Origin of the sequence: Caballeronia glebae, assembly GCF_001545035.1 — a bacterium.
Taxonomy (GTDB): domain Bacteria; phylum Pseudomonadota; class Gammaproteobacteria; order Burkholderiales; family Burkholderiaceae; genus Caballeronia; species Caballeronia glebae.
Genome location: NZ_FCOJ02000011.1, coordinates 60,273 through 79,746, shown reverse-complemented (window position 1 = coordinate 79,746; position 19,474 = coordinate 60,273). Strand labels below are relative to the sequence as shown.

General features: G+C 62.0%; 19 protein-coding genes. 13 read left to right on the top strand and 6 right to left on the bottom strand.

Annotation, left to right across the window (positions count from 1 at the left end; translation table 11 throughout):
* Nucleotides 1-2: 2 nt before the first annotated feature.
* Nucleotides 3-1,046 (bottom strand): beta-ribofuranosylaminobenzene 5'-phosphate synthase family protein, encoded by a 1,044-nt coding sequence (locus AWB82_RS10175; RefSeq protein ID WP_086967005.1) that lies wholly within the window; start codon nt 1,044-1,046, stop codon nt 3-5.
* 509 nt (nt 1,047-1,555) lie between these two features.
* Nucleotides 1,556-1,936 (bottom strand): 4a-hydroxytetrahydrobiopterin dehydratase, encoded by a 381-nt coding sequence (locus AWB82_RS10170; RefSeq protein ID WP_086967004.1) that lies wholly within the window; start codon nt 1,934-1,936, stop codon nt 1,556-1,558.
* A gap of 364 nt (nt 1,937-2,300) precedes the next feature.
* On the opposite strand from AWB82_RS10170, the gene AWB82_RS10165 reads away from it, so the two are divergent.
* The 9 genes from AWB82_RS10165 to AWB82_RS10125 all read left to right on the top strand — a co-directional run bounded on the left by AWB82_RS10165 (nt 2,301) and on the right by AWB82_RS10125 (nt 10,508).
* Nucleotides 2,301-4,112 carry a methanol/ethanol family PQQ-dependent dehydrogenase gene (locus AWB82_RS10165; RefSeq protein ID WP_086967003.1) on the top strand — a complete coding sequence of 604 codons (1,812 nt, stop codon included), beginning with the start codon at nt 2,301-2,303 and terminating at the stop codon, nt 4,110-4,112.
* Between the two features lie 103 nt (nt 4,113-4,215).
* Nucleotides 4,216-4,638 carry a c-type cytochrome gene (locus tag AWB82_RS10160; protein WP_086967002.1) on the top strand — a complete coding sequence of 141 codons (423 nt, stop codon included), beginning with the start codon at nt 4,216-4,218 and terminating at the stop codon, nt 4,636-4,638.
* 61 nt (nt 4,639-4,699) lie between these two features.
* Nucleotides 4,700-5,611, top strand: coding sequence for a substrate-binding domain-containing protein (locus tag AWB82_RS10155; protein ID WP_086967001.1), 912 nt, complete (start codon nt 4,700-4,702; stop codon nt 5,609-5,611).
* A complete protein-coding gene (locus AWB82_RS10150; protein WP_086967000.1) occupies nt 5,608-6,366 on the top strand; it encodes a hypothetical protein in 759 nt (252 codons plus the stop codon). The genes AWB82_RS10155 and AWB82_RS10150 overlap by 4 nt, the downstream gene beginning before the upstream one ends.
* Before the next feature lie 63 nt (nt 6,367-6,429).
* The gene (locus tag AWB82_RS10145; protein WP_086966999.1) at nt 6,430-7,404 is read left to right on the top strand and encodes a LysR family transcriptional regulator; all 975 of its coding nucleotides are present in this window, start codon (nt 6,430-6,432) and stop codon (nt 7,402-7,404) included.
* Nucleotides 7,401-8,333, top strand: coding sequence for a quinoprotein relay system zinc metallohydrolase 2 (locus AWB82_RS10140; RefSeq protein WP_086966998.1), 933 nt, complete (start codon nt 7,401-7,403; stop codon nt 8,331-8,333). Before AWB82_RS10145 ends, AWB82_RS10140 begins: the two co-directional genes overlap by 4 nt.
* A 19-nt stretch (nt 8,334-8,352) precedes the next feature.
* Entirely contained in the window at nt 8,353-9,219 is an 867-nt protein-coding gene (locus AWB82_RS10135; protein WP_086966997.1) for a quinoprotein dehydrogenase-associated SoxYZ-like carrier, read from the top strand.
* Nucleotides 9,216-10,148 (top strand): MBL fold metallo-hydrolase, encoded by a 933-nt coding sequence (locus AWB82_RS10130; protein WP_086966996.1) that lies wholly within the window; start codon nt 9,216-9,218, stop codon nt 10,146-10,148. Before AWB82_RS10135 ends, AWB82_RS10130 begins: the two co-directional genes overlap by 4 nt.
* 51 nt (nt 10,149-10,199) lie before the next feature.
* Complete coding sequence (locus AWB82_RS10125; RefSeq protein ID WP_086966995.1) at nt 10,200-10,508, top strand: EthD family reductase; 309 nt, start codon at nt 10,200-10,202, stop codon at nt 10,506-10,508.
* A gap of 45 nt (nt 10,509-10,553) precedes the next feature.
* Here AWB82_RS10125 and AWB82_RS10120 read toward each other — a convergent pair whose 3' ends face one another.
* From AWB82_RS10120 to AWB82_RS10110, 3 genes are all read right to left on the bottom strand, one after another.
* Nucleotides 10,554-11,273 (bottom strand): Pr6Pr family membrane protein, encoded by a 720-nt coding sequence (locus tag AWB82_RS10120; RefSeq protein ID WP_086966994.1) that lies wholly within the window; start codon nt 11,271-11,273, stop codon nt 10,554-10,556.
* Nucleotides 11,274-11,362: 89 nt separating this feature from the next.
* On the bottom strand, nt 11,363-12,667 hold the full coding sequence (locus AWB82_RS10115) for an MFS transporter (protein ID WP_086966993.1): 1,305 nt from the start codon (nt 12,665-12,667) through the stop codon (nt 11,363-11,365).
* Between the two features lie 99 nt (nt 12,668-12,766).
* The gene (locus AWB82_RS10110; protein ID WP_086966992.1) at nt 12,767-14,146 is read right to left on the bottom strand and encodes an NAD(P)H-dependent oxidoreductase; all 1,380 of its coding nucleotides are present in this window, start codon (nt 14,144-14,146) and stop codon (nt 12,767-12,769) included.
* 122 nt (nt 14,147-14,268) lie between these two features.
* Here AWB82_RS10110 and AWB82_RS10105 point away from each other — a divergent pair, with 122 nt between their 5' ends.
* A complete protein-coding gene (locus tag AWB82_RS10105; RefSeq protein ID WP_086966991.1) occupies nt 14,269-15,162 on the top strand; it encodes a LysR family transcriptional regulator in 894 nt (297 codons plus the stop codon).
* A gap of 42 nt (nt 15,163-15,204) precedes the next feature.
* On the opposite strand, the gene AWB82_RS10100 is transcribed toward AWB82_RS10105, so the two are convergent.
* Complete coding sequence (locus AWB82_RS10100; RefSeq protein WP_086966990.1) at nt 15,205-16,593, bottom strand: dihydrolipoyl dehydrogenase; 1,389 nt, start codon at nt 16,591-16,593, stop codon at nt 15,205-15,207.
* 228 nt (nt 16,594-16,821) lie between these two features.
* Between AWB82_RS10100 and phnC the strand changes: the two genes are divergently transcribed.
* The 3 genes from phnC to phnE all read left to right on the top strand — a co-directional run bounded on the left by phnC (nt 16,822) and on the right by phnE (nt 19,467).
* A complete protein-coding gene (gene phnC / locus AWB82_RS10095; protein ID WP_086966989.1) occupies nt 16,822-17,643 on the top strand; it encodes a phosphonate ABC transporter ATP-binding protein in 822 nt (273 codons plus the stop codon).
* 33 nt (nt 17,644-17,676) lie between these two features.
* Nucleotides 17,677-18,648 (top strand): phosphonate ABC transporter substrate-binding protein, encoded by a 972-nt coding sequence (gene phnD, locus AWB82_RS10090; RefSeq protein ID WP_086966988.1) that lies wholly within the window; start codon nt 17,677-17,679, stop codon nt 18,646-18,648.
* A gap of 84 nt (nt 18,649-18,732) precedes the next feature.
* Nucleotides 18,733-19,467: a phosphonate ABC transporter, permease protein PhnE gene (phnE, locus tag AWB82_RS10085; RefSeq protein WP_235023252.1), complete on the top strand. Its 735-nt coding sequence runs from the start codon at nt 18,733-18,735 to the stop codon at nt 19,465-19,467.
* Nucleotides 19,468-19,474: the final 7 nt, after the last annotated feature.

Sequence of the window (19,474 nt, the reverse complement as noted above, 5' to 3'; positions counted from 1 at the left end):
GCTCAGGCCGCGTTCGCGTCGGGATGACGCAGACCTGCCGCCCGCCATGTCGCGCCGCGATTGCGTCCCGCGGCCACCGTGAACGTGAGCGGTGCGCCCGGCGAGACGCGCTGCGCGGCGGCGAGCGCGCGTTCGGCGTCCAGTGCGCTCGCGACGAACGCGAAGCCGACCGGACCCCACGACGTCTGTCCGATGCCCGCCTTTTGCTCGGCGGCGACGGCTTCGAGCGCGCGCGCGACGGCGGGGCTCGCGAACACGCCGCCTTGCACGGGCGCGAAGTATTCGCCGATGGTTTGCTGCAGATCGCAGATGGCTTCGGCGTAGGTGTCGAAATCGTTTTCCGCGACGGCGGGAAGAACGCGCATCAGCACGAGATGGGAGAGATGCGCGGCGAGCGCAGCGGGGAAGGGCGCGAGCGACGCGAGGCCGCGCTTTTCTTCGTCGCCGTGCAGGCCTTCGCGCGAAGTGTCGTCGATGAGCAGGACGCGCCATGCTTCGGGGAACGGCTGGCGCGCGATCAGCGGCGGCAGGGTCGTGATGGACGGGTTGCGCGCATCGCGGCCGCCGTCGACGATCAGGCCGCCGTGATCGAATCCATGTATGCCGATGCCTGAGCGCGCGCCGCGTGTGAGTATTTTTGCGATATCGGCGGTGGTGGCCTCGTGGCCTCGGACGCGTGCGAATGCGGTGCCGAGCGCGAGCGCCAGTTGCGTGCCGGAGCCCAGGCCCGTGTGGGCGCGCGGTGTTTCATGTATCTCGATGTCGATGGCCGGGCCTTTGCCTAGCGCGGCTTCCAGTTGCTCGATGTGTCGCTCGATGCGCTCGCGTTGGGTATCGGTTGTCGCGCCTTCGACGATCGCTTTGCGTCGCGATGCCGGTGCCTGGCGGGCAGTGATGCGCGTGCCGTGGGCATCTATGGCCAAGCCTACGCTGCCGAAGACGCGGCCCAGCGAGCCGTTCGGGTCGATGAAGCCAAGATGCAGGCGCGCAGGCGATTCGACTGTGATCGCCGAGGACGGCGATATGCGTGCGGGGGAGGTCGGCATCGGGGGTGGCTTCCTATGGGCGGATCTTTTTATAGGGCCTTGGAGTTAGGCAAATCCTGTACCAGGCGAGGGGTTTTTATGGTTTGTCGCCGGATCCCGTATTCGTGTCGGTCTATTGGCGCTGCCCCTGTGCGGGGCGGCAGTCACTTTCTTTGCCGCTGCAAAGAAAGTAACCAAAGAAAGCAGCTCGTCACGCCCGCAGTCATACGCACGTTGGCCACTTTTCTCGTTCAAGGCGGCACTCGCCTAAGTGTCGCCCTCATAGGGCTATCCCGGCTTGGCTCGCGCACGGTCTGACTAGCTAGAAGTTATGGCGCGCTGGTTCAGCACCAAATAGCTTCGGCACAGCGCTGCGCGCTGCCGTCGGGTCTGCTACGGAAACCAGCCGGCCTGAAGTGTTTTCGTTGGGGATAGCTCTTTTTCTTTGATAGCCAAAGAAAGCGGTTGCCCCGCATCGGGGCAACGCTAATAAACCAATGACAAACGCGGCGCTAAAAGCAGACCCCCGATCAAGCCTCGTCATACTTGATATAGCGGAATCGCTGATCATCCGAAGGCGTGCCATCCAGAGGTCCATCTTCTTTCCCAGGCTGCCACTGGATAACATCCTCTATCTTCGAAGCCAGCGCAAAGTCCTTATCGGTGATGCCCTTGGCGGAATGGGTCTTCAGTTTGACGATCACAAACGCATAAGAAACCGTGAGATCCGGATGGTGCCACGCGGCTTCCGCTAGATGTCCCACCGTATTGACGACCATGAGCGTTCCTTTCCAGCCCTCGGTCTTGAACTTGCGTCTGAGCCAGCCATCCTCGACATACCAATGCTTGAGCGCGCCGGTCAAACGTTGCTGGATCTCCTCGTCGGAATAGACCTTTTCGGCTTGAGCCATGGCGAAGCCTCCAAATAAGAATCGACGGAAACAACCAGTATGCGCCAAAGAAAACATGCTGCATCGCGTCATGTCACGCGCGCCGCTTCGGTGTTCCACGTCGTGCACTTTTTCGCGTATTTGACACAGTATGTGTCGCCACACGACAGGAACCCGTCCGCTTGCGACAGCATCTTCCGTCAAATTCCCGATTTGAAGCAGCAGAAGTTAAACCGGCATGGAATATGCAATTGGCCTCTCTACGCAAGAGTCCGGCTATGTACCGGGCGAGGCGCAACTCGTTACCTGCATTTGAAGGCGCGCACGATGCAACCTGGTAGCGTAGTCATCCCTGGGTCGGAGGCATCACCATTCTGGAGGAGACATGAACTTACGCACCCTGGTTCTTGGACTGGCGGTGGTCGCGACGGCTGGCCTGAATTCTTATGTGGCCCAGGCCGACTCGCAACTGGATAGCCTGATCAAGAATCCCTCGAACTGGGCGGCGCAAGCGGGCGATTATTCGAATCACCGCTATAGCACGCTCAAGCAAATCAACGAAAACAACGTCGGCAAGCTACAGGTTGCCTGGACCATGTCGACGGGTGTGCTGCGCGGCCATGAAGGCTCGCCGCTCGTCATCGGCGACACGATGTATATCCACTCGCCGTTCCCTAACAAAGTTATCGCCATCAACCTGAAGGATCAGACCTTCATCTGGCAATACCAGCCGAAGCAGGACACGCAGGTTATCTCGGTGATGTGCTGCGATACGGTCAACCGCGGCCTTGCATATGGCGACGGCAAGATCTTCCTCCAGCAAGCCGACACCAAGCTCGTCGCGCTCGACGCGAAAACAGGCGACGTCGTATGGACCGCGCAGAACGGCGATTCGAAGAAGGGCGAAACCAACACCAACGCGCCGCACGTTTTCGGCGACAAGGTGCTGACCGGCATCTCCGGGGGTGAGTTCGGCGTTCGCGGACGGCTCATCGCGTACAACATCAAGGACGGCAAGGAAGTCTGGAAGGCCTACAGCACCGGCCCCGACAACGAAATGCTGATGGACCCGCAGGCGACCATGACCTGGACCGACGGCAAGATGGCGCCCGTCGGTGCGGACTCGTCGCTCAAGAGCTGGCAGGGCGATCAGTGGAAATACGGCGGCGGCACCACGTGGGGTTGGTACGCATGGGACCCGAAGCTCAACCTTGTGTACTACGGCTCGGGCAATCCGGGCACGTGGAACCCGACGCAGCGTCCGGGCGACAACAAGTGGTCGATGACGATCTTCGCGCGTGATCTCAACACGGGCACCGCGAAGTGGGTCTATCAGATGACGCCTCACGACGAATGGGACTACGACGGCGTCAACGAGATGATCCTCTCCGACCTGAACATCGGCGGCAAGACCGTGCCGGCGATCGTTCACTTCGACCGCAATGGCTTCGGCTATACGCTGAATCGTCAGACCGGCGAACTGCTCGTCGCGCAGAAGTACGACCCGGCGGTGAACTGGGCCGATAGCGTCGATCTGAAGAGTGGCCTGCCGATTCGCAATGCGAGCTACTCGACGCAGAAAGCCGGTCCCGATCACAACGTGAAGAACATCTGCCCCGCGGCGCTCGGCTCGAAGGATCAGCAGCCGGCCGCATTCGACCCGGGCTCGAAGTTGTTCCTCGTGCCGACGAATCACGTCTGCATGGACTACGAGCCGTTCCAGGTCGATTACGTGTCGGGTCAGCCGTTCGTCGGCGCGACGCTTTCGATGTATCCGGGTCCGAACGAGAAAGGCGCGATGGGTAACTTCATCGCTTGGGATGCCGCGAAGGGCAAGATCGTGTGGTCCAAGCCGGAGAGGTTCTCGGTGTGGTCCGGCGCGCTCGCGACCGCCGGCGGCGTCGTGTTCTACGGCACGCTCGAAGGCTATATCAAGGCAGTGCGCATCAAGGACGGCAAGGAACTGTGGAAGTTCAAGACGCCGTCGGGCGTCATCGGCAACGTGTTCACGTACCAGTACCAGGGCAAGCAATTTGTCGGCGTGTACTCGGGTATCGGCGGCTGGGCCGGCATCGGCATGGCGGCGGGTCTCGAAAAGTCGACGGAAGGCCTGGGCGCGGTCGGCGGCTACAAGGAGCTCGCGAAGTACACGGCTCTCGGCGGCACGCTCTTCGTGTTCGCGATTCCGGGCGGTTGATCCTCCCGTTCGATGTGCGTAGTCGATGCATGAAGCGCGGCGGCTGCAACGGCCGCCGCGCCGAAACACCCCATATACAAGACATGTTCAAGGAGTCAGACGTATGAAAGGCCGATCACTCTTGCTGCTGACGATGACGCTCGCCGCCTCGTCCGCTTCGTTTGCGCAGACACCGCCCGCGATGCCTGCACAATTGAAGCCGGTCGCGTACAAGGTCGTCGATGGCAACAAGGTAGACAGCGACACGCTGCAGGGCTGGAAGACCTGGCGCGCGCTCGCGTGCGAACGCTGTCACGGGGCGAAGCAGGAAGGGATGGTCGGCCCGTCGCTGATCGATGCTTTCAAGTCGCTCGACAAGAACGAGTTTCATCGGACCGTATTCGGCGGACGCGTGGACAAGGGCATGCCCGACTTCAGCGCGAGCCAGATGATGCAGAAGAACTGGGAGAACCTCTACGCGTATCTGAAGGGGCGCTCCGACGGCAAGATCAACCCCGGCGATCTGCAGGCAATCGATGCAAAATGACGACGTTGCATGGCCGATATACGGCTGACGTCTGATGATTGCTCTCATACCGGAGGTGTCGATGTCTGATCGTAATGCAAGCCGCGCCGCTTCGTTCCGATTCGTAGCCGCGTTCTTCGCGGCGTTTGCGACGTTCTCGGCGCAACAGGCGCTCGCGCAAGGTGCGGGCGGCCCGCCCCCCAATCTGCCGAACAACGATGGGGCGGACGGCATTCTGCGCGTGTGCGCCGATCCGAACAACATGCCGCTTTCGAACCAGAAGGGCGAAGGCTACGAGAACAAGATCGCGAGCCAGATGGCGAGCGATTTCGGCTACAAGCTCGAATACACGTATTGGCCGCAACGTATGGGTTTCGTGCGCAATACGCTGCGCGAAAAGGTGCCGCAATCGGAGCGCTTCAAATGCGATCTGATCATCGGCGTGCCGAAAGGTTATGAACTGACTGCCACGACGCGTCCGTATCTGCATTCCACTTACGCGATGGTGTTACCGAACAAGCCCGAATACGCGAGCATCAAAGCGCCTTCGGACCTGATGAATCTTCCGCCCGATCAACTGAAGAAGATGAAGCTCGGCATCTTCGTGAAGAGTCCGGCGGTAGACTGGCTGCTGAGTCATAACCTGATCCAGCAGGCCGTGTCGTATCAAGGACAAAGTGGCGATCCCGAAGCCTTTCCCGGCGAGATGATCGAACGCGATCTGGTGCAGGGCAATGTCGATGCAGCCTTCGTATGGGGGCCGATCGCGGGCTATTTCGCCAATCGCTCGGATAACAAGGTGCGCCTCGTGCCGTTCCCGGCGGGTCAGCCGATCCGCTTCGACTACGAGATTTCAATGGGCGTGCGTTATGGCGAAAAGGCATGGCGCGATAAGGTCGATAACTGGATAGCCTCGAATCAGCCGAAGATCGATCAGATCTTGTCGAGCTATCAGGTTCCATTGCTGCCGTTGCAGCCGGTAAGCGCGCAATGAAGCGCTTATATGGGGGCTTTCTTTACGCATGCGTAGTCGCGCTGGGCAGCTCGATGCCGCTTTACGCGATAGCCGCGGATGCGCCCGCGGCTTCCACGCCATCGGCCGACATCAAGCCGGCCGAGCAGTTGCTATTCATGCAGCAGCATTTGAACGGTGTCGAACCGCAGACCGAACTCGACTACGCGGTGGATTACTCCGGTCCGCCGTCGAAGGTGAACGACACGCTGCGCGTGCTCGTCGTGAGTCAGGGCAACAGCAAGAACGACGCGAAAGTGACCGATCGCACGGGCAATGTGAACGTCCCGGGCGGCTTGCCTTGCAATCCGGCGATCATCTATTTTCTTGAGCATGACGTCGCGGAGATGGCGCAACTGACGGGCGGTCAGCGGCGCTATTTCCAGCAACGCGTGCGCATGGCGCTGGCGGCGGGGCCCGCGATAACCCCGGTGTCGAGCGAATCGCTCGGGCTCGGCAAGCATGCGAAGGCGCAGCAGATCGTCATTCAGCCTTATTTGAACGATCCGAATGCGGAGCGCTTCACCAAGTACACGGCCAAGCGCTATACGTTCGTCATGGCCGACGACGTGCCCGGGCGATTGCTCATGATCCGCACCGAAGTGCCCGGCGATGGGAACGATTTTGCGCATCCGTTGCAGAAGGAGACGATCGCTTATCGAGGGACGCTGAAGAATATGACTGCGCCGGGGAGTGCGCCGGTGAAGCCCTCGAATGCGCCTCGGGCTAGCCGGTGATTTCTTGGGCGCCCGATCCCGGTTTGTTATTGGCTTATTAGCGTTGCCGCGCCGAAAACCCACGTGAACTTCATCCGTTCCCTGACGCTGCGCCAGTTGCAGATCTTCGTGATAGCAAGCCGCTGTCCGAGCTTCGCGCGCGCGGCCGAGGAATTGCATCTCACGCAACCGGCGGTATCGATGCAAATCCGGCAACTGGAAGAAGCAATCGGTCTGCCGCTGTTCGAACGCGTCGCGCGGCGTCTCTCGCTGACGGAAGCCGGTGAAAGGTTATCGCATCACGCAAGCCGCATACTCGGCGAAATCAAGGACGCCGAAGACGCAATGATGTCGCTCACGCAGGCCGATAGCGGCTCGATCGCGGTGAGCATCGTCAGTTCGGCGACGTACTTCGCGCCCAAGCTTCTCGCGCTCTACAGGCAACAGTATCCGAAGGTCGATGTGCGTTTCTCCGTCGGCAACCGGGAAACGCTTTTGCGTCTCTTGCAGGACAACGCGACCGATCTCGCGATCATGGGGCGTCCGCCGCCCGAACTGGGCACGACGGCTGAACCGCTCGCCTATCATCCGCATGTGATCGTCGCGCCGCTGTCGCATCCGTTGCGTCACGCGAAGGGTTTCGATCTGCAGGAACTCGCGAACGATACTTTCCTGCTGCGTGAGCCCGGCTCGGGCACACGCGCGGTCGCCGAGCATGTATTCCGGCAAAACCTTTTCGTGCCCGCGCACAGCGTCACGCTCGGCAGCAATGAAACCATCAAGCAGGCAGTGATGGCGGGCATGGGCGTGAGCCTCATCTCGCTGCACACGCTGTCGCTCGAATTGCGCACCGGCGAAATCGCCGTGCTCGACGTGAACGGCACGCCCGTCGAACGGACGTGGCAACTCGTGCATTCGCGCTCGAAGCAACTTTCGCCAACCTGTCTCGCGTTTCGCCGCTTCCTCCTCGAACACGCCGAGCCGTTTCTGGAGCGCGAATATGCGCAGTTCGGCTTGCGCAGACCGAGGCGTCTCGCCGAGGCAAGTGCCGTCCGATGAACGTCGCATCGGCCTGGCATTTTGTCGCGTTCCTCATACTATTTGCATCTGCAACTATCGCGCGTGGCGAGACCGTGCTTTCGGTGACGCGGATCGCACCGGGCAACTATGCGCATCGCGGTCACGACGATGTCGCCACGCGCGAGAACGGCGGCGATATCGCGAACGTGGGCTTCATCGTCGGCGCGCGCTGCGTGGCGGTGATCGACACCGGCGGCACGCTCGCGGAAGGCCGCGCGTTACGTGCCGCGATACGCGCGGTCACGCCGCTGCCGGTTTGCTATGTCATCAACACGCATATGCATCCGGATCATATTTTCGGCAATGCGGCTTTCAAGGCCGATCATCCGCAATTCGTGGGCAGCGCAAAGCTCGCGCAGGCGGAAGCGTCGCGCGCGGACAACTATATGCGCGCGTTGAATCGCGAGTTGGGCAGCGCGGCGGCGGGCAGCGAGATCGTCGCGCCGACCAGGACGATCGACGGCACGGGCACGCTCGATATCGGCGGACGCACACTCACGCTGCGCACATGGAAAACCGCGCATACCAACAACGATTTGACGGTATACGATGAGAAGACTGGCACGTTATGGACCGGCGATCTTCTCTTTGTGCGCTGCATTCCCGTGATCGACGGCAGCGTGCTCGGCTGGCTCGACGACATCGCGCACATTCGCCAGATGAATCCGCGTCACGTCGTGCCGGGACACGGTCCGCTCGATCCGCCCTGGCCGCAATCGCTCGACGCCGAAGCGCGTTATCTCGCCGATCTGGCGCGCGACGTGCGTGCGGCTATCAAGCGAGGCGAAACGATCCGGCAAGCGGTCGACAGCATCGGTCTCGATGAGAAGGACAAGTGGCTTCTGTTCGATCTGTATCACCGTCGCAATGTGACGGCCGCGTATGCGGAGCTCGAATGGGAGCAGTAGTGCAGCACTGGAGGACATCATGAAGACAGCATGGTCCGGCGTTCGCGCGATGACGATCGCGAGCCTCGCCGCCGCGGCGCTCGCGCCCTATGCCGCGCAGGCGGCGCAGCCCGGCGATGATCCCGACAAGGTGGCGCGCTGGCTCGACTTCAAGGAAGGCACGTTCAAGGGCCGCACGATCGACACGCACGGCGATGCGGTTATCAAGCTCGATGCACCCGCGCGCGCGGCGGATGCCGCCGTCGTGCCGATCGCGATCAACGCGCAATTCCCGCAGACGCCCGCGCGTTACATCAAGAAGCTATATCTTTTCATCGACGAGAATCCGGAACCGTTCGCGGGATCGTTCGAACTCACGCCGGAGTCGGGCCTGGCGACGATCGAAACGCGCGTGCGCGTGGAGGACTACACGTTCATGCGCGTGATCGCGGAGACGAACGACGGCAAGCTCTATAGCGCGGTTCGTTTCGTGAAGGCGTCGGGTGGCTGTTCCGCGCCCGCCGACAAGGACGAAGACGCCGCCGAGCGTTCGGCGGGACAGGTCCGGATTCAGGCCGAAGGAAAGGCCGTGACGGGCAAGCCCGAACTCGCGCAATTGATGGTGCGTCATCCGAACCGGACCGGCATGGCGATGAACCAGGTCACGCGCAACTACTCGTCGGCGTATTTCATCCGCAAGGTGTCCGTCACGTATGCGGATAAGCCGGTGATGACCGCGAACGTCAATTTTTCTATCAGCGAGAATCCGAATTTCCGCTTCTATTTCGTGCCGGGCGGGAGCGGCGAGTTGAAAGCGTTTATCGAGGATACGAAGAACAAGCATTGGGACGGCGCCGTGGCGGTCGAAGCGCAACCGGGCGGCGCGCAAACCTCGGCGATGAAATGACGGCGCGCCGCTTGCGAGCGCTGTTCTGCACGCTGTTCTTTGCTGCAAGCACGCTCGCGCACGCGGCGATGAGCGGCATGCCCGTGCCCGTTGCAATTGCGCCGGGCGTGTACGCGTTTATCGGCGACAACGATGCCGTCGCGCCCGCGAATCACGGCATCGTCGCGAATAACGGTTTCATCGTCGGGCAGGACGGCGTGACGGTGATCGACACGGGCTCGTCGTATCGCTATGGCCGCGCGATGATCGAAGCGATCCGCAAGGTCACGCCGTTGCCGGTGAAGCTCGTCATCATCACGCATCAGGCGCCCGAGTTCGTGTTCGGCGCGGCCGCGTTTCGCGACGACGACGTGCCGATCCTCGCGCACGCACGCGCCGCGCAATTGATCCGGGAACGTTGTTCGATCTGTCTCGCGAATCTGCGCAAGACACTCGGCGAAGATGAAATGGCCGGCTCGCGCGTGACCGTGCCCGATCAAACGGTGAACGGCACGACAGAGATCGAAAGCGGCGGGCGCAAGCTACAACTGCTGCACTTCGGAGCCGCCAGCACGCCCGGCGATCTCGCGGTGCTCGACACGCAAACCGGCGTGTTGTTCGCGGGCGGGCTCGTGTCGAATGGACGCATACCCGAGTTGCGCAACGAACAGATTGCCGGCTGGCTCGCCGCGCTGGAGAACCTGCGCGGACTCGATTTGAAGACCGTTGTGCCCGGATTCGGCGCGCCCTTGCGCGGCGACGACATCATGCAGACCGGCGTGTATTTGCGCCAACTCGAAGCAGCGGTGAAGCGTGCGTACAAGAGCGGCGTCGGCCTTACCGAGGCGATGCACACCGTGCAGGTGCCCGCGTTCAAGAACTACAAGCTCTATACGATCGCGCAGCCGCAGAACGTGCAGCGCATCTATCTGCAACTGGAAAAGCAGTAGCGTTGACGCAATGTTCCTTCTAACGCCGTACAACCACCAGGAGACAAGAAGATGGCCCAGCTCGTGGCGCTATACAAGAACCCGTCCGACCCGAAGGCATTCGACGACTACTATGCTTCGACTCACGCGCCGCTAGCGAAGACGCTGCCGGGCCTGCGGCGCTATGAGATCAGCGCGGGGGCGGTTTTGGCGGCATCCGGGGAGTCGCCGTATCACCTCGTCGCGCTGCTGCAATTCGATTCGCTGGAAGCAATCAAGACCGCGTTCAACTCGCCCGAAGGCCAGAGGACCGCTGGCGATCTCGCCAATTTCGCGCAGGCCGGCGTCGAGTTGCTGATGTTCGATTCGAAAGAAGCCTGATCGTCATTGATGCCTTCGGAGATGCATTCGCACCTCCGAAGCGCTTCATCTTTCCTCGGTTTCCGGATCGGCCACGCTCAAGTCTTCGCGCCGATGATTGATCACGAGAAACACGCTCATTAGCACGAGAAACGCGACGACCAGCATCGCGGCATTGACGAGAACGCGCTCATAACCGAGCTTCGAAACATTGATGAACGGATAGGGATAGAAGTCGGAGAGACGTCCGCGCCATAGCGTGATGGAGAGATAAGACAGCGGATAGACGAGCCAGAGCGCGCATCGTTGCAATGAAAGATGAAAGCGCGGCACGAACAGGAACCAGTACAAAGCCGCGAGCGCGGGCACGACGGTATGCAGCGATTCGTTGACGAGCGCGCGATAGCCCGATGGCGTCCATAGATAGCGCAGCAACGCGTTATACGCGATCCCGACGAACACGATGTACACGACGACCGCCGTCACGACGGTCGGCTTGCGAAAGAAGCGCGCCAGCGGAAACTGCGCGCGCGTCGCGACGCAGGTGAAGCAGAACGCGGTCAGCAGCACGGTCAGATTCGTGAGATAGCTGCTCATGCGCGCGATGCCGTCGAACACGGTGAAGCCGCGACCAACTACGCGCGCGATGGTGATGTCCGTCTGCGCGGCGAACGCGAGCCAGGCGATCATCGCGATGGCCGCCGCGATCGCAAGCGATGCGGTGCTGGGCGTATGGAGCGGCAACTCGGGCTCTTGCCGGGGAGATTTGCGGGATACGTTCGACATGACGCCATTTTACGTGCGCGCGATCATGATCGACAAAGCGGAAGCGGCCGCATTGAAAGCGGCCGCTTTTTGCATCGGGAAACGCTACATCAACGATCCGCGAGCTTCCCCGAAATCGTGCGCACCGCGAACGCGCCGACAATCATGAAAGCCGCGACCGCATACAGCCCGATGCTGTTGTTATGCGTCGTCACGTTCAGCCAGCCGACCATGTAGGGCGACACGAAGCCCGCGAGGTTGCCGACGCAATTGATACCCGCGATGCCCGCGGCCGCCGACGTGCCCGCGAGAAACGCGGCCGGAATGCCCCAGAACAACGACAACGCCGACAGAATGCCCGCAGCCGCGACGCTGAGCGCGATAACCGCGAGCAGCGGTTGATGTCCGACATAACCACTCGCCGCAAAGCCGATCGCGCCGATCACGAGAGCGATCGAAAAGTGCATGCGACGCGAGCGGAAGCGGTCGGCGCTCATGCCGGTGAAGATGATCGCGGGAATCGCGACGACATACGGCACCGCCGAGAGCCAGCCGATTACTTCGACATTCGTGAGCCCGCTGTCCTTGATGATCGAAGGCAGCCAGAAGCTAATGCCGTAAAGCCCGATGATCTGGCAAAAGTACACGCCGCATAGCTTCCAGATATTGACGTCGGAGAGGAAGTCGCGCGCACTGTGATGCGCGGTCTTGTCCGCTTCCTCGCGTTCGACCGCGTGCGTGACGAGACGCTTCTCGTCTTCACTGAGCCATTTCGCCTGGCTGGGTTTATCGACCATCAACCACAGCACCATGATGCCGACGATGAACGCGGGAATCGCTTCGATCAGGAAGAGCCACTGCCACGCGGCCATCACGCCGGAATGCCTGAACGAGGAGAGAATCCATCCCGAAAGCGGTCCGCCCACGATGCCCGCGAGCGGAATCGCGATGTAGTACACGCCATAAGCGAAGCCGCGCTTCTTCGCGGGAAACCAGTACGTGAGATAGAGCATGATGCCCGGCGAGAAGCCCGCTTCGGCGACGCCCAGCAGAAAGCGCACGGCATAGAACTGCGTGGGCGTTTTCACGACGAGCGTGAGCGCGGAGACGATCGCCCACGTGATCATGATGCGCGCGATCCAGCGCCTCGCGCCCACCCGATGCAGGATAAGATTGCTCGGCACTTCGAAGATGAAATAGCCGATAAAGAAGATACCCGCGCCGAGGCCATAGACCGCATCGGAGAAGCCGAGATCGGATAGCATTTGCAGCTTCGCGAAGCCGACATTCACGCGATCCAGATAATTGCAGAGATAGCACAGCACGATGAACGGCATGATGCGCCACGTGATCTTGCGGTACACGTCCGACGTGCCGGACTGTGCAACACCTAGCGTTTCGCTGATTTGGCTCATGTCTCCTCCGTCGCCCTTTGGCGGGCGTTGAGAGTGCGAAGCGCCCGAACCATCGAATGGGCCGGGCGCAAAAGGGATCAAAGAACGGTCATGTCGTTATTAGCTGGCGAGCTTTTGCGCAGGCACGTCGAGCTTCATTTCGGCGCGGAAGATACCTTCCATTTCGCGTCGCACGCGCACCGATTCCTTGTTCGCATCGAAGGCGACATCGGTCCAGCGCACGGGCTGTCCGGCGGCGACCGGACGTTGCAGCACGACGTTATGCGCGAGGCCGATAGGCAATGCGCCGTGGATCAGCGAATCGGCGGCGGGCATCAGCTTGCCGTAAACGGTGTGGCCGCCTTCGCCGTCGAGCCGCTCGCCCGCGCGCAGATCGCGCTTCGCGGTAGCGGCGACATCGCCATGAAAGCCCGAGGTCGCGCCGGTCGCTTCGCCGCGCACGGCGATACTCGCGATCGACAGCCCGAGTTCGAGGCCGATCAGGTGATACGGCTTGTACATCGCGGCGAAGCGGCCCGTGCTGTCCGTCTTGAGGCCATATTGCGCGAAGCAGTCGCGCACGTAATCGGTGGGCGCTTCGAAGACGGCGTACACGCCCCAGCGCAGATCGCGGAACACGGGGCGTCCGTCGCGTTCGAGCGACGACACCACTTCGACGCTGCCGCGATGCGGAAGAATGCCGCCATCGGATGCGGGACGCAGCAAGGTGGGCAGATCGTCGACGCCGCACGCGGGGAACGCGAGACCGTCGGCGGGCGGACGCAGATCGCAGGCATTGGAGACCGCCGCCATTTCGAGCGCGGATTTCGTGCCGTCGAGGAACGAGTTGAACATCTGCGCGTTGAAGTCGCCCGAGCCGACCTGCTCTTCGGTAAAGCCGTAGTGGCCCCACACCGTATCGGGCGTCGATTGATGATAGATCGGCAGATACTTCGTGCCCTTGCCCGCGCAGATCACTTCCATGCCGATGGTGCGCGCCCAGTCCACCAGTTCCGCGATGAGCGCGGGTTGATCGCCCGAGGCCATCGAGTAGATGATGCCGGCTTCTTGCGCGCGGCGCGCGAGCAGCGGACCGGCGAGCACGTCCGCTTCGACATTGACCATCACGATGTGTTTGCGATGTTTGCAGCACAGAAGCGCGTGATGAATGCCGGCGGCGGGGCTGCCCGTCGCGTCGATGACGATATCGACGTGATCGCTTGCGATCATCGCGTCGGCGTCGTCGGTGATGAAGGTCGAGCCGTTGGCCCGCGCCTCGCTCCACGAACGCGCGGAATAACGCGCCTCGTCCCAGCCGACACGTTTGAGCGACGCACGCGCCCGGTCCGGCGACAGATCCGCGACGCCGACGAGATGAATGCCCGGCGTGCGCGGCGCCTGAGACAGATACATGGAGCCGAATTTTCCTGCGCCGATCAGACCGACCTTGACCGGCTTGCCTTCCTGCGCACGGGCCTTGAGTTTCGCGATGAGCGACATGCTGTGTGTCTCCTGAATATTCGCGGCGGCATGCTCTGCTTGTGCAGAGTCCAGAAAAAGATAGCAGTGAGTTTCTTGCAATAGAATGGGCAAATCGACAATCGCCCTGTGCAAAAATCCCCATGCGCGGCTTCGACTGGGACGACATTCAGGCTTTCCTCGCCATCTCGCGTTTGGGCCGGCTCACGGTCGCCGCGCAGCAATTGGGCGTCGATCATTCGACCTTGAGCCGGCGCGTGGCCTCGCTGGAAAAAGCGCTGGGCGTGAGGCTTTTCGATCGCAGCTCGCAAGGGTTTGTGCTGACGCCCGAGGGCGAGCGCGTGTTGAGCGATGCGGAAGGCATGGAAAGCCTCGCAATGCGCATGCGTCATCGGCTGGAAGACGCGTCGATAGGTCTGACGGGAAGTGTGCGCATCGGCACCCCGGAAGGGTTCGGCACGTATTTTCTGGCGCCGCGCATCGCGCAGATATCGGCGCTGCATCCGCAGCTCGAAATCGAATTGATTGCGAATCCGCGCATGTTCAGTCTTTCGAAGCGCGAAGCCGATCTCGCGGTGAGCATGACGCGGCCCGCGCAAGGGCGCGTGTACGCGCACAAGCTGACGGATTACGCGTTGGGCGTCTATGCTTCGCGCGATTATCTGGCGCGGCATCGCGGAATCGAATCGCGGCGCGAATTGCTCAAGCATCCGTGGGTCGGGTATGTCGAGGATCAGATGTGGTCGGCGGAGTTGAACTATCTCCCGCAGATTTCGACTTCGCTCGTGCCGGCGATCCGCATTTCCAATGTCATCAGCCAGGCGGCGGCGGTGTCGGGCGGCGTCGGGCTCGGCGTATTGCCATGCTTCATCGCGCGTACCGATCCGAATCTCGTGCGTCTGTTCCCCGATGAAATTACGCTGTCGCGGTCTTACTGGCTCGTGACGCTGGCGGAGACGCGCGATGTCGCGCGGGTGAAGTGGCTCGCGGATTTCATCCGCAGCGAATGTGCGGGACGGTGGTTTCTGGAGGACTGAAACCCGCGCCGGCCGAATTACGATTCGGCCGGCGCGACAAGCTTATGCAAGCTTTCCGGCCGCATCCCGCAACGCCGTCCGCAGGCCTTCCTCGACCACCGGATGATAGAACGGCATCCGCAACATTTCATCGACCGTGAGCTTCATCTGCAAGGCCCACGCGAGCAGATGCGCGATATGTTCCGCATCCGGTCCGATCCATTCCGCGCCGACGAAGCGGCGGCTCGCGCGATCGACATACACATGCATCAGGCCGCGATTCCTGAGCATCACGCGGCTGCGGCCTTGATTCTCGAAACTCACTTCGCCGGTCACGAAAGACTCGGGCTTCAGGTCGACATGCCGCGCGCCGACCATCGCGATGCCCGGATCGGTGAACGCAATCGCGATCGGCGCACGGCGTTCGAGCGCCGCGACTCGCGGATACCGCGCCGCATTCGCGCCCGCCGCGCGGCCTTCATCGGCGGCTTCATGAAGCAAGGGCAGCACGCCGTTCGCATCGCCCGCGATGAATACCGGACGTGCGCCCGCCTGCAACGTCAGCGGATCGTACTTCGGCAAGCCATCGTCATCGAGTGCGAGCGATGTGTTGTGCAAAGCCAGCCCGCCGACATTAGGCTTGCGTCCAGCGGCCACCAGCACGTAATCGAACGTGTCTTCGATCGTCTCGCCCGCACCGGACACGTAACGCAAGCGCACTTCGTCGCCCTCGCGCACGGCCGCCTGCACCTGCGCGTGCGGCTCGAAGCGGAACGCTTCGGCGAACACGCGCCCGGCATAGTCGCGCACTTGCGGATCGCTCAAAGGCCCGACGCGCCCGCGCGCACCCAGCACCGACACGCGCACACCGAGCCGCGCCAACGCCTGACCGAGTTCCAGTCCGATGACACCCGCGCCGATCACCGCGACACGCTTCGGCAAATCGTCCCACGCGAACACATCGTCGTTGATGATGGCGCGTTCGCCGAGCGCGCGATACATCGCCGGCATCACGGGGCTCGATCCCGTCGCGATGACGACGCTCTTCGCCCGCACGTGCGTATCGTCGCCCACTTGCAGCAGGTTATCGTCGATGAAGCGCGCGTAGCCCGTGAGCTTGGCCGCCTCGGGCATCGCATCGACATCCGCGACGACGAAGCCCACGAAGCGATCGCGTTCGCGCTTCACGCGCGCCATCACCTCGCGCCCGTCCACGCGCACCGCGCCGTCGATATGCACGCCGAATGCCGCCGCATGCGTCGCGTGATGCGCGGCCTCGGCCGCCGCGATGAGAAGCTTCGACGGCATACAACCGACGCGCGCACAGGTCGTGCCGTGCGCGCCGCCTTCGATGAGAATCGCCGAAGCGCCCGCCGCCTTCGCCGCGCGATACGCGGAGAGTCCCGCGCTGCCCGCGCCGATGATGGCGACATCCGTATGGATCGTGTTCATGATGAAGTCCCGAATGGTTGTTGCATTTGCGGATCATCATGAAGCGCGGCGCTGAAAACGTGAATGCTCGTTCGGATCGGTTTTCTGCTCGATCGTCTCAAACGGCGGCGCGTCCAAGTCATGTATTCATCTAGACGTCTCATCCGCGTCACTCTCTCGTCATGTTGGCTTCCTAGAATCTCCCGAACGTTTCAGCGCGCCGTTCAAGCGCGCTCATCGAGGGAAGCTATGGACGCAATTCGCATCGAGCGTCTCACCAAGACGTTCAGGAATGGCCGCAAGGCGCTCGACTCGATCGACCTGCGCGTGGAGGAGGGCGAGATGGTCGCGCTCATCGGCGCGTCGGGATCGGGCAAGTCGACGCTCTTGCGGCATATCGCCGGCTTTACGGCATCCGACCCCGCGCCGTCGCACGTCACGCTGCTCGGCCGGCCGATTCAGCAGAACGGCAGGATCGTGCGCGAAGTGCGCTCGATTCGCCGCGACGTCGCGTTCGTGTTTCAGCAGTTCAATCTCGTCGGGCGTCTCTCCGTGCTGACCAACGTGCTCATCGGCGCGTTGTCGCGCGTGTCGCTGTGGCGTCGTCTCACGGGACGTTTTCCGCGCGGCGAACGCTCGTTCGCGATGGAGTCGCTCACGGCGATGGGCATCGGCGAACATGCTTTCGAACGCGCGAGCGATCTGTCGGGCGGTCAGCAGCAACGCGCGGCATTGGCCCGCGCGCTCGTGCAGCGTGCGCGCATCGTGCTCGCCGATGAGCCGATCGCATCGCTCGATCCCGAATCGGCGCGTCGCGTGATGGAGCTGATGCAGACGCTCAATCGCGAGCACAAGCTGACTGTCGTGGTGTCGCTGCATCAGATCGATGTCGCGATGAAGTACTGCCCGCGCACGATCGCGTTGCGCGATGGCCGTGTCGTTTTCGATGGCGCCAGCGAGCGTCTCACGCCCGCGGCGCTGCAGAAGTTGTACGGCGCGTCCGCGGACGAACTACTCACTCATCACGGGGCGCAGGCGCACGACGAGGAACCCGCGTTCGCCGCTTCCTGAATCTCGACCCAACATCAACCCCTGGATCACAACATGAAAACAGCCCGTTTCTTCCTGGCTGGCGCCGCGCTCGCGTCTTGCCTTCTGACGCAGTCCGTCCTTGCCGAGACGATCAACTTCGGCATCATCTCGACGGATTCGTCCGCCGCGCTCAAGCAACGCTGGCAACCGCTCATCGACGATCTGAACAAGCAAACCGGCCTCGACGTCAAGGCGTATTTCGCGACCGACTACGCGGGCATCATCGAAGCGATGCGCTTCAACAAGGTGCAGCTCGGCTTCTTCGGCAATGCATCGGCGATCGAAGCGGTCGATCGCTCGAATGGCGAAGTCTTCGCGAAGGTGAAGTACAAGAACGGCGAAGCGGGCTACTACTCGCTGCTCATCACGAACGCGAACAGCAAGTGGAAGTCGCTCGATCAGGTGCTGAAGAACACGAAGGACGTCAACCTCGGCTTCGGCGATCCGAACTCGACTTCGGGCACGCTCGTGCCTTCTTACTATCTGTTCGCGAAGAACGGCATCAACGCGAAGTCCGCGTTCAAGAGCGTGCTGCCGTCGAGCCATGAAGCGAACATGCTCGCCGTCGTGAACGACAAGATCGATGTCGCGACCAACAACACCGACATGCTCGACACGATCAGGACGCAACATCCGGAGCTGTATCCGAAGGTGCGCGTGCTGTGGAAATCGCCGTTGATTGCATCGGACCCGCTCGTGTGGCGTCGCGATCTGCCGCAAGCGACGAAGGACAAACTGCGCAACTTCTTCGACCATTACGCGGAAAAAGACCCGCGCGAACAGGCCGTGATGACCGCGATCTCGGGCTATTCGGGCTTCGCGGATTCATCGGACGCGCAACTCGTGCCGATTCGTCAGATGTCGCTCTTCCAGAAGAAGGAGCAAGTGCAGAACGACGCGCATCTCGACGCCGCCGACAAGAAGGCTCGGATCGCGGCGCTCGATCAGAAGATCGCCGCGCTCGACACGCTGGCTGCGAAGTAAATGAGGCCGCTCGACGTAACCACGTTCGAGGCCGGCATCGTCCGGCCCGTGCAAACGAGCGCGCCAAAACGCAGCTGGACGTCGATGCTCGGCTGGATCGTCCTGATCGCGGTGCTCGGTTTGTCATGGACGAGCGCGGACATGCGCCCGCTCGATCTGTTCGGCGCATCGGGCAACATGAGCCAGTTCGCGCGCGACTTCTTTCCGCCCGACTTCACGGAATGGCGCACGTATGCGCATGAAATGATCGTGACGCTCGCGGTCGCGGTGTGGGGCACGGCGCTCGCGCTGATCTGCGCGGTGCCTTGCGGACTCTTGTCGGCGCAGAACATCGCACCCGCGTGGATATCGCAACCCGTGCGCCGTTTGATGGACGCGTGCCGCGCAATCAACGAGATGGTCTTCGCGATGTTGTTCATCGTCGCGGTCGGCCTCGGGCCTTTCGCCGGCGTGCTCGCGTTGTGGGTACACACGACGGGCGTGCTCGCGAAGCTCTTCGCCGAAGCGGTCGAAGCCGTCGATGCGAGACCGGCAGAAGGCGTGCGCGCGACCGGCGCGAGCAGTCTGGATGAAATCGTCTACGGCGTGCTGCCGCAAGTGCTGCCGCTATGGATTTCGTTCGCGCTGTATCGCTTCGAATCGAACGTGCGTTCCGCGATGGTCGTCGGCATGGTCGGCGCGGGCGGGATCGGCGTCGTGCTGTACGAAGCGATTCGCTCGTTCGATTATGCGCAGACGTCGGCGGTGATGTTGATTGTCATCGCGATCGTCTCGCTGATCGATCTCGCGTCGGCCTGGGTGCGCGAGCGCGTGATCTGAGCTGTAT

Bases quoted from the DNA above. Each gene is read 5' to 3' on its own strand.
- phnD (WP_086966988.1), top strand. From the start codon at position 17,677: ATGAAAACAGCCCGTTTCTTCCTGGCTGGCGCCGCGCTCGCGTCTTGC.
- AWB82_RS10160 (WP_086967002.1), top strand. From the start codon at position 4,216: ATGAAAGGCCGATCACTCTTGCTGCTGACGATGACGCTCGCCGCCTCG.
- AWB82_RS10150 (WP_086967000.1), top strand. From the start codon at position 5,608: ATGAAGCGCTTATATGGGGGCTTTCTTTACGCATGCGTAGTCGCGCTG.
- AWB82_RS10140 (WP_086966998.1), top strand. From the start codon at position 7,401: ATGAACGTCGCATCGGCCTGGCATTTTGTCGCGTTCCTCATACTATTT.
- AWB82_RS10130 (WP_086966996.1), top strand. From the start codon at position 9,216: ATGACGGCGCGCCGCTTGCGAGCGCTGTTCTGCACGCTGTTCTTTGCT.
- AWB82_RS10100 (WP_086966990.1), bottom strand. From the start codon at position 16,593: ATGAACACGATCCATACGGATGTCGCCATCATCGGCGCGGGCAGCGCG.
- AWB82_RS10115 (WP_086966993.1), bottom strand. From the start codon at position 12,667: ATGAGCCAAATCAGCGAAACGCTAGGTGTTGCACAGTCCGGCACGTCG.
- phnC (WP_086966989.1), top strand. From the start codon at position 16,822: ATGGACGCAATTCGCATCGAGCGTCTCACCAAGACGTTCAGGAATGGC.
- AWB82_RS10175 (WP_086967005.1), bottom strand. From the start codon at position 1,046: ATGCCGACCTCCCCCGCACGCATATCGCCGTCCTCGGCGATCACAGTC.
- AWB82_RS10120 (WP_086966994.1), bottom strand. From the start codon at position 11,273: ATGTCGAACGTATCCCGCAAATCTCCCCGGCAAGAGCCCGAGTTGCCG.
- AWB82_RS10170 (WP_086967004.1), bottom strand. From the start codon at position 1,936: ATGGCTCAAGCCGAAAAGGTCTATTCCGACGAGGAGATCCAGCAACGT.
- AWB82_RS10105 (WP_086966991.1), top strand. From the start codon at position 14,269: ATGCGCGGCTTCGACTGGGACGACATTCAGGCTTTCCTCGCCATCTCG.
- phnE (WP_235023252.1), top strand. From the start codon at position 18,733: ATGCTCGGCTGGATCGTCCTGATCGCGGTGCTCGGTTTGTCATGGACG.
- AWB82_RS10135 (WP_086966997.1), top strand. From the start codon at position 8,353: ATGAAGACAGCATGGTCCGGCGTTCGCGCGATGACGATCGCGAGCCTC.
- AWB82_RS10165 (WP_086967003.1), top strand. From the start codon at position 2,301: ATGAACTTACGCACCCTGGTTCTTGGACTGGCGGTGGTCGCGACGGCT.
- AWB82_RS10110 (WP_086966992.1), bottom strand. From the start codon at position 14,146: ATGTCGCTCATCGCGAAACTCAAGGCCCGTGCGCAGGAAGGCAAGCCG.
- AWB82_RS10125 (WP_086966995.1), top strand. From the start codon at position 10,200: ATGGCCCAGCTCGTGGCGCTATACAAGAACCCGTCCGACCCGAAGGCA.
- AWB82_RS10155 (WP_086967001.1), top strand. From the start codon at position 4,700: ATGTCTGATCGTAATGCAAGCCGCGCCGCTTCGTTCCGATTCGTAGCC.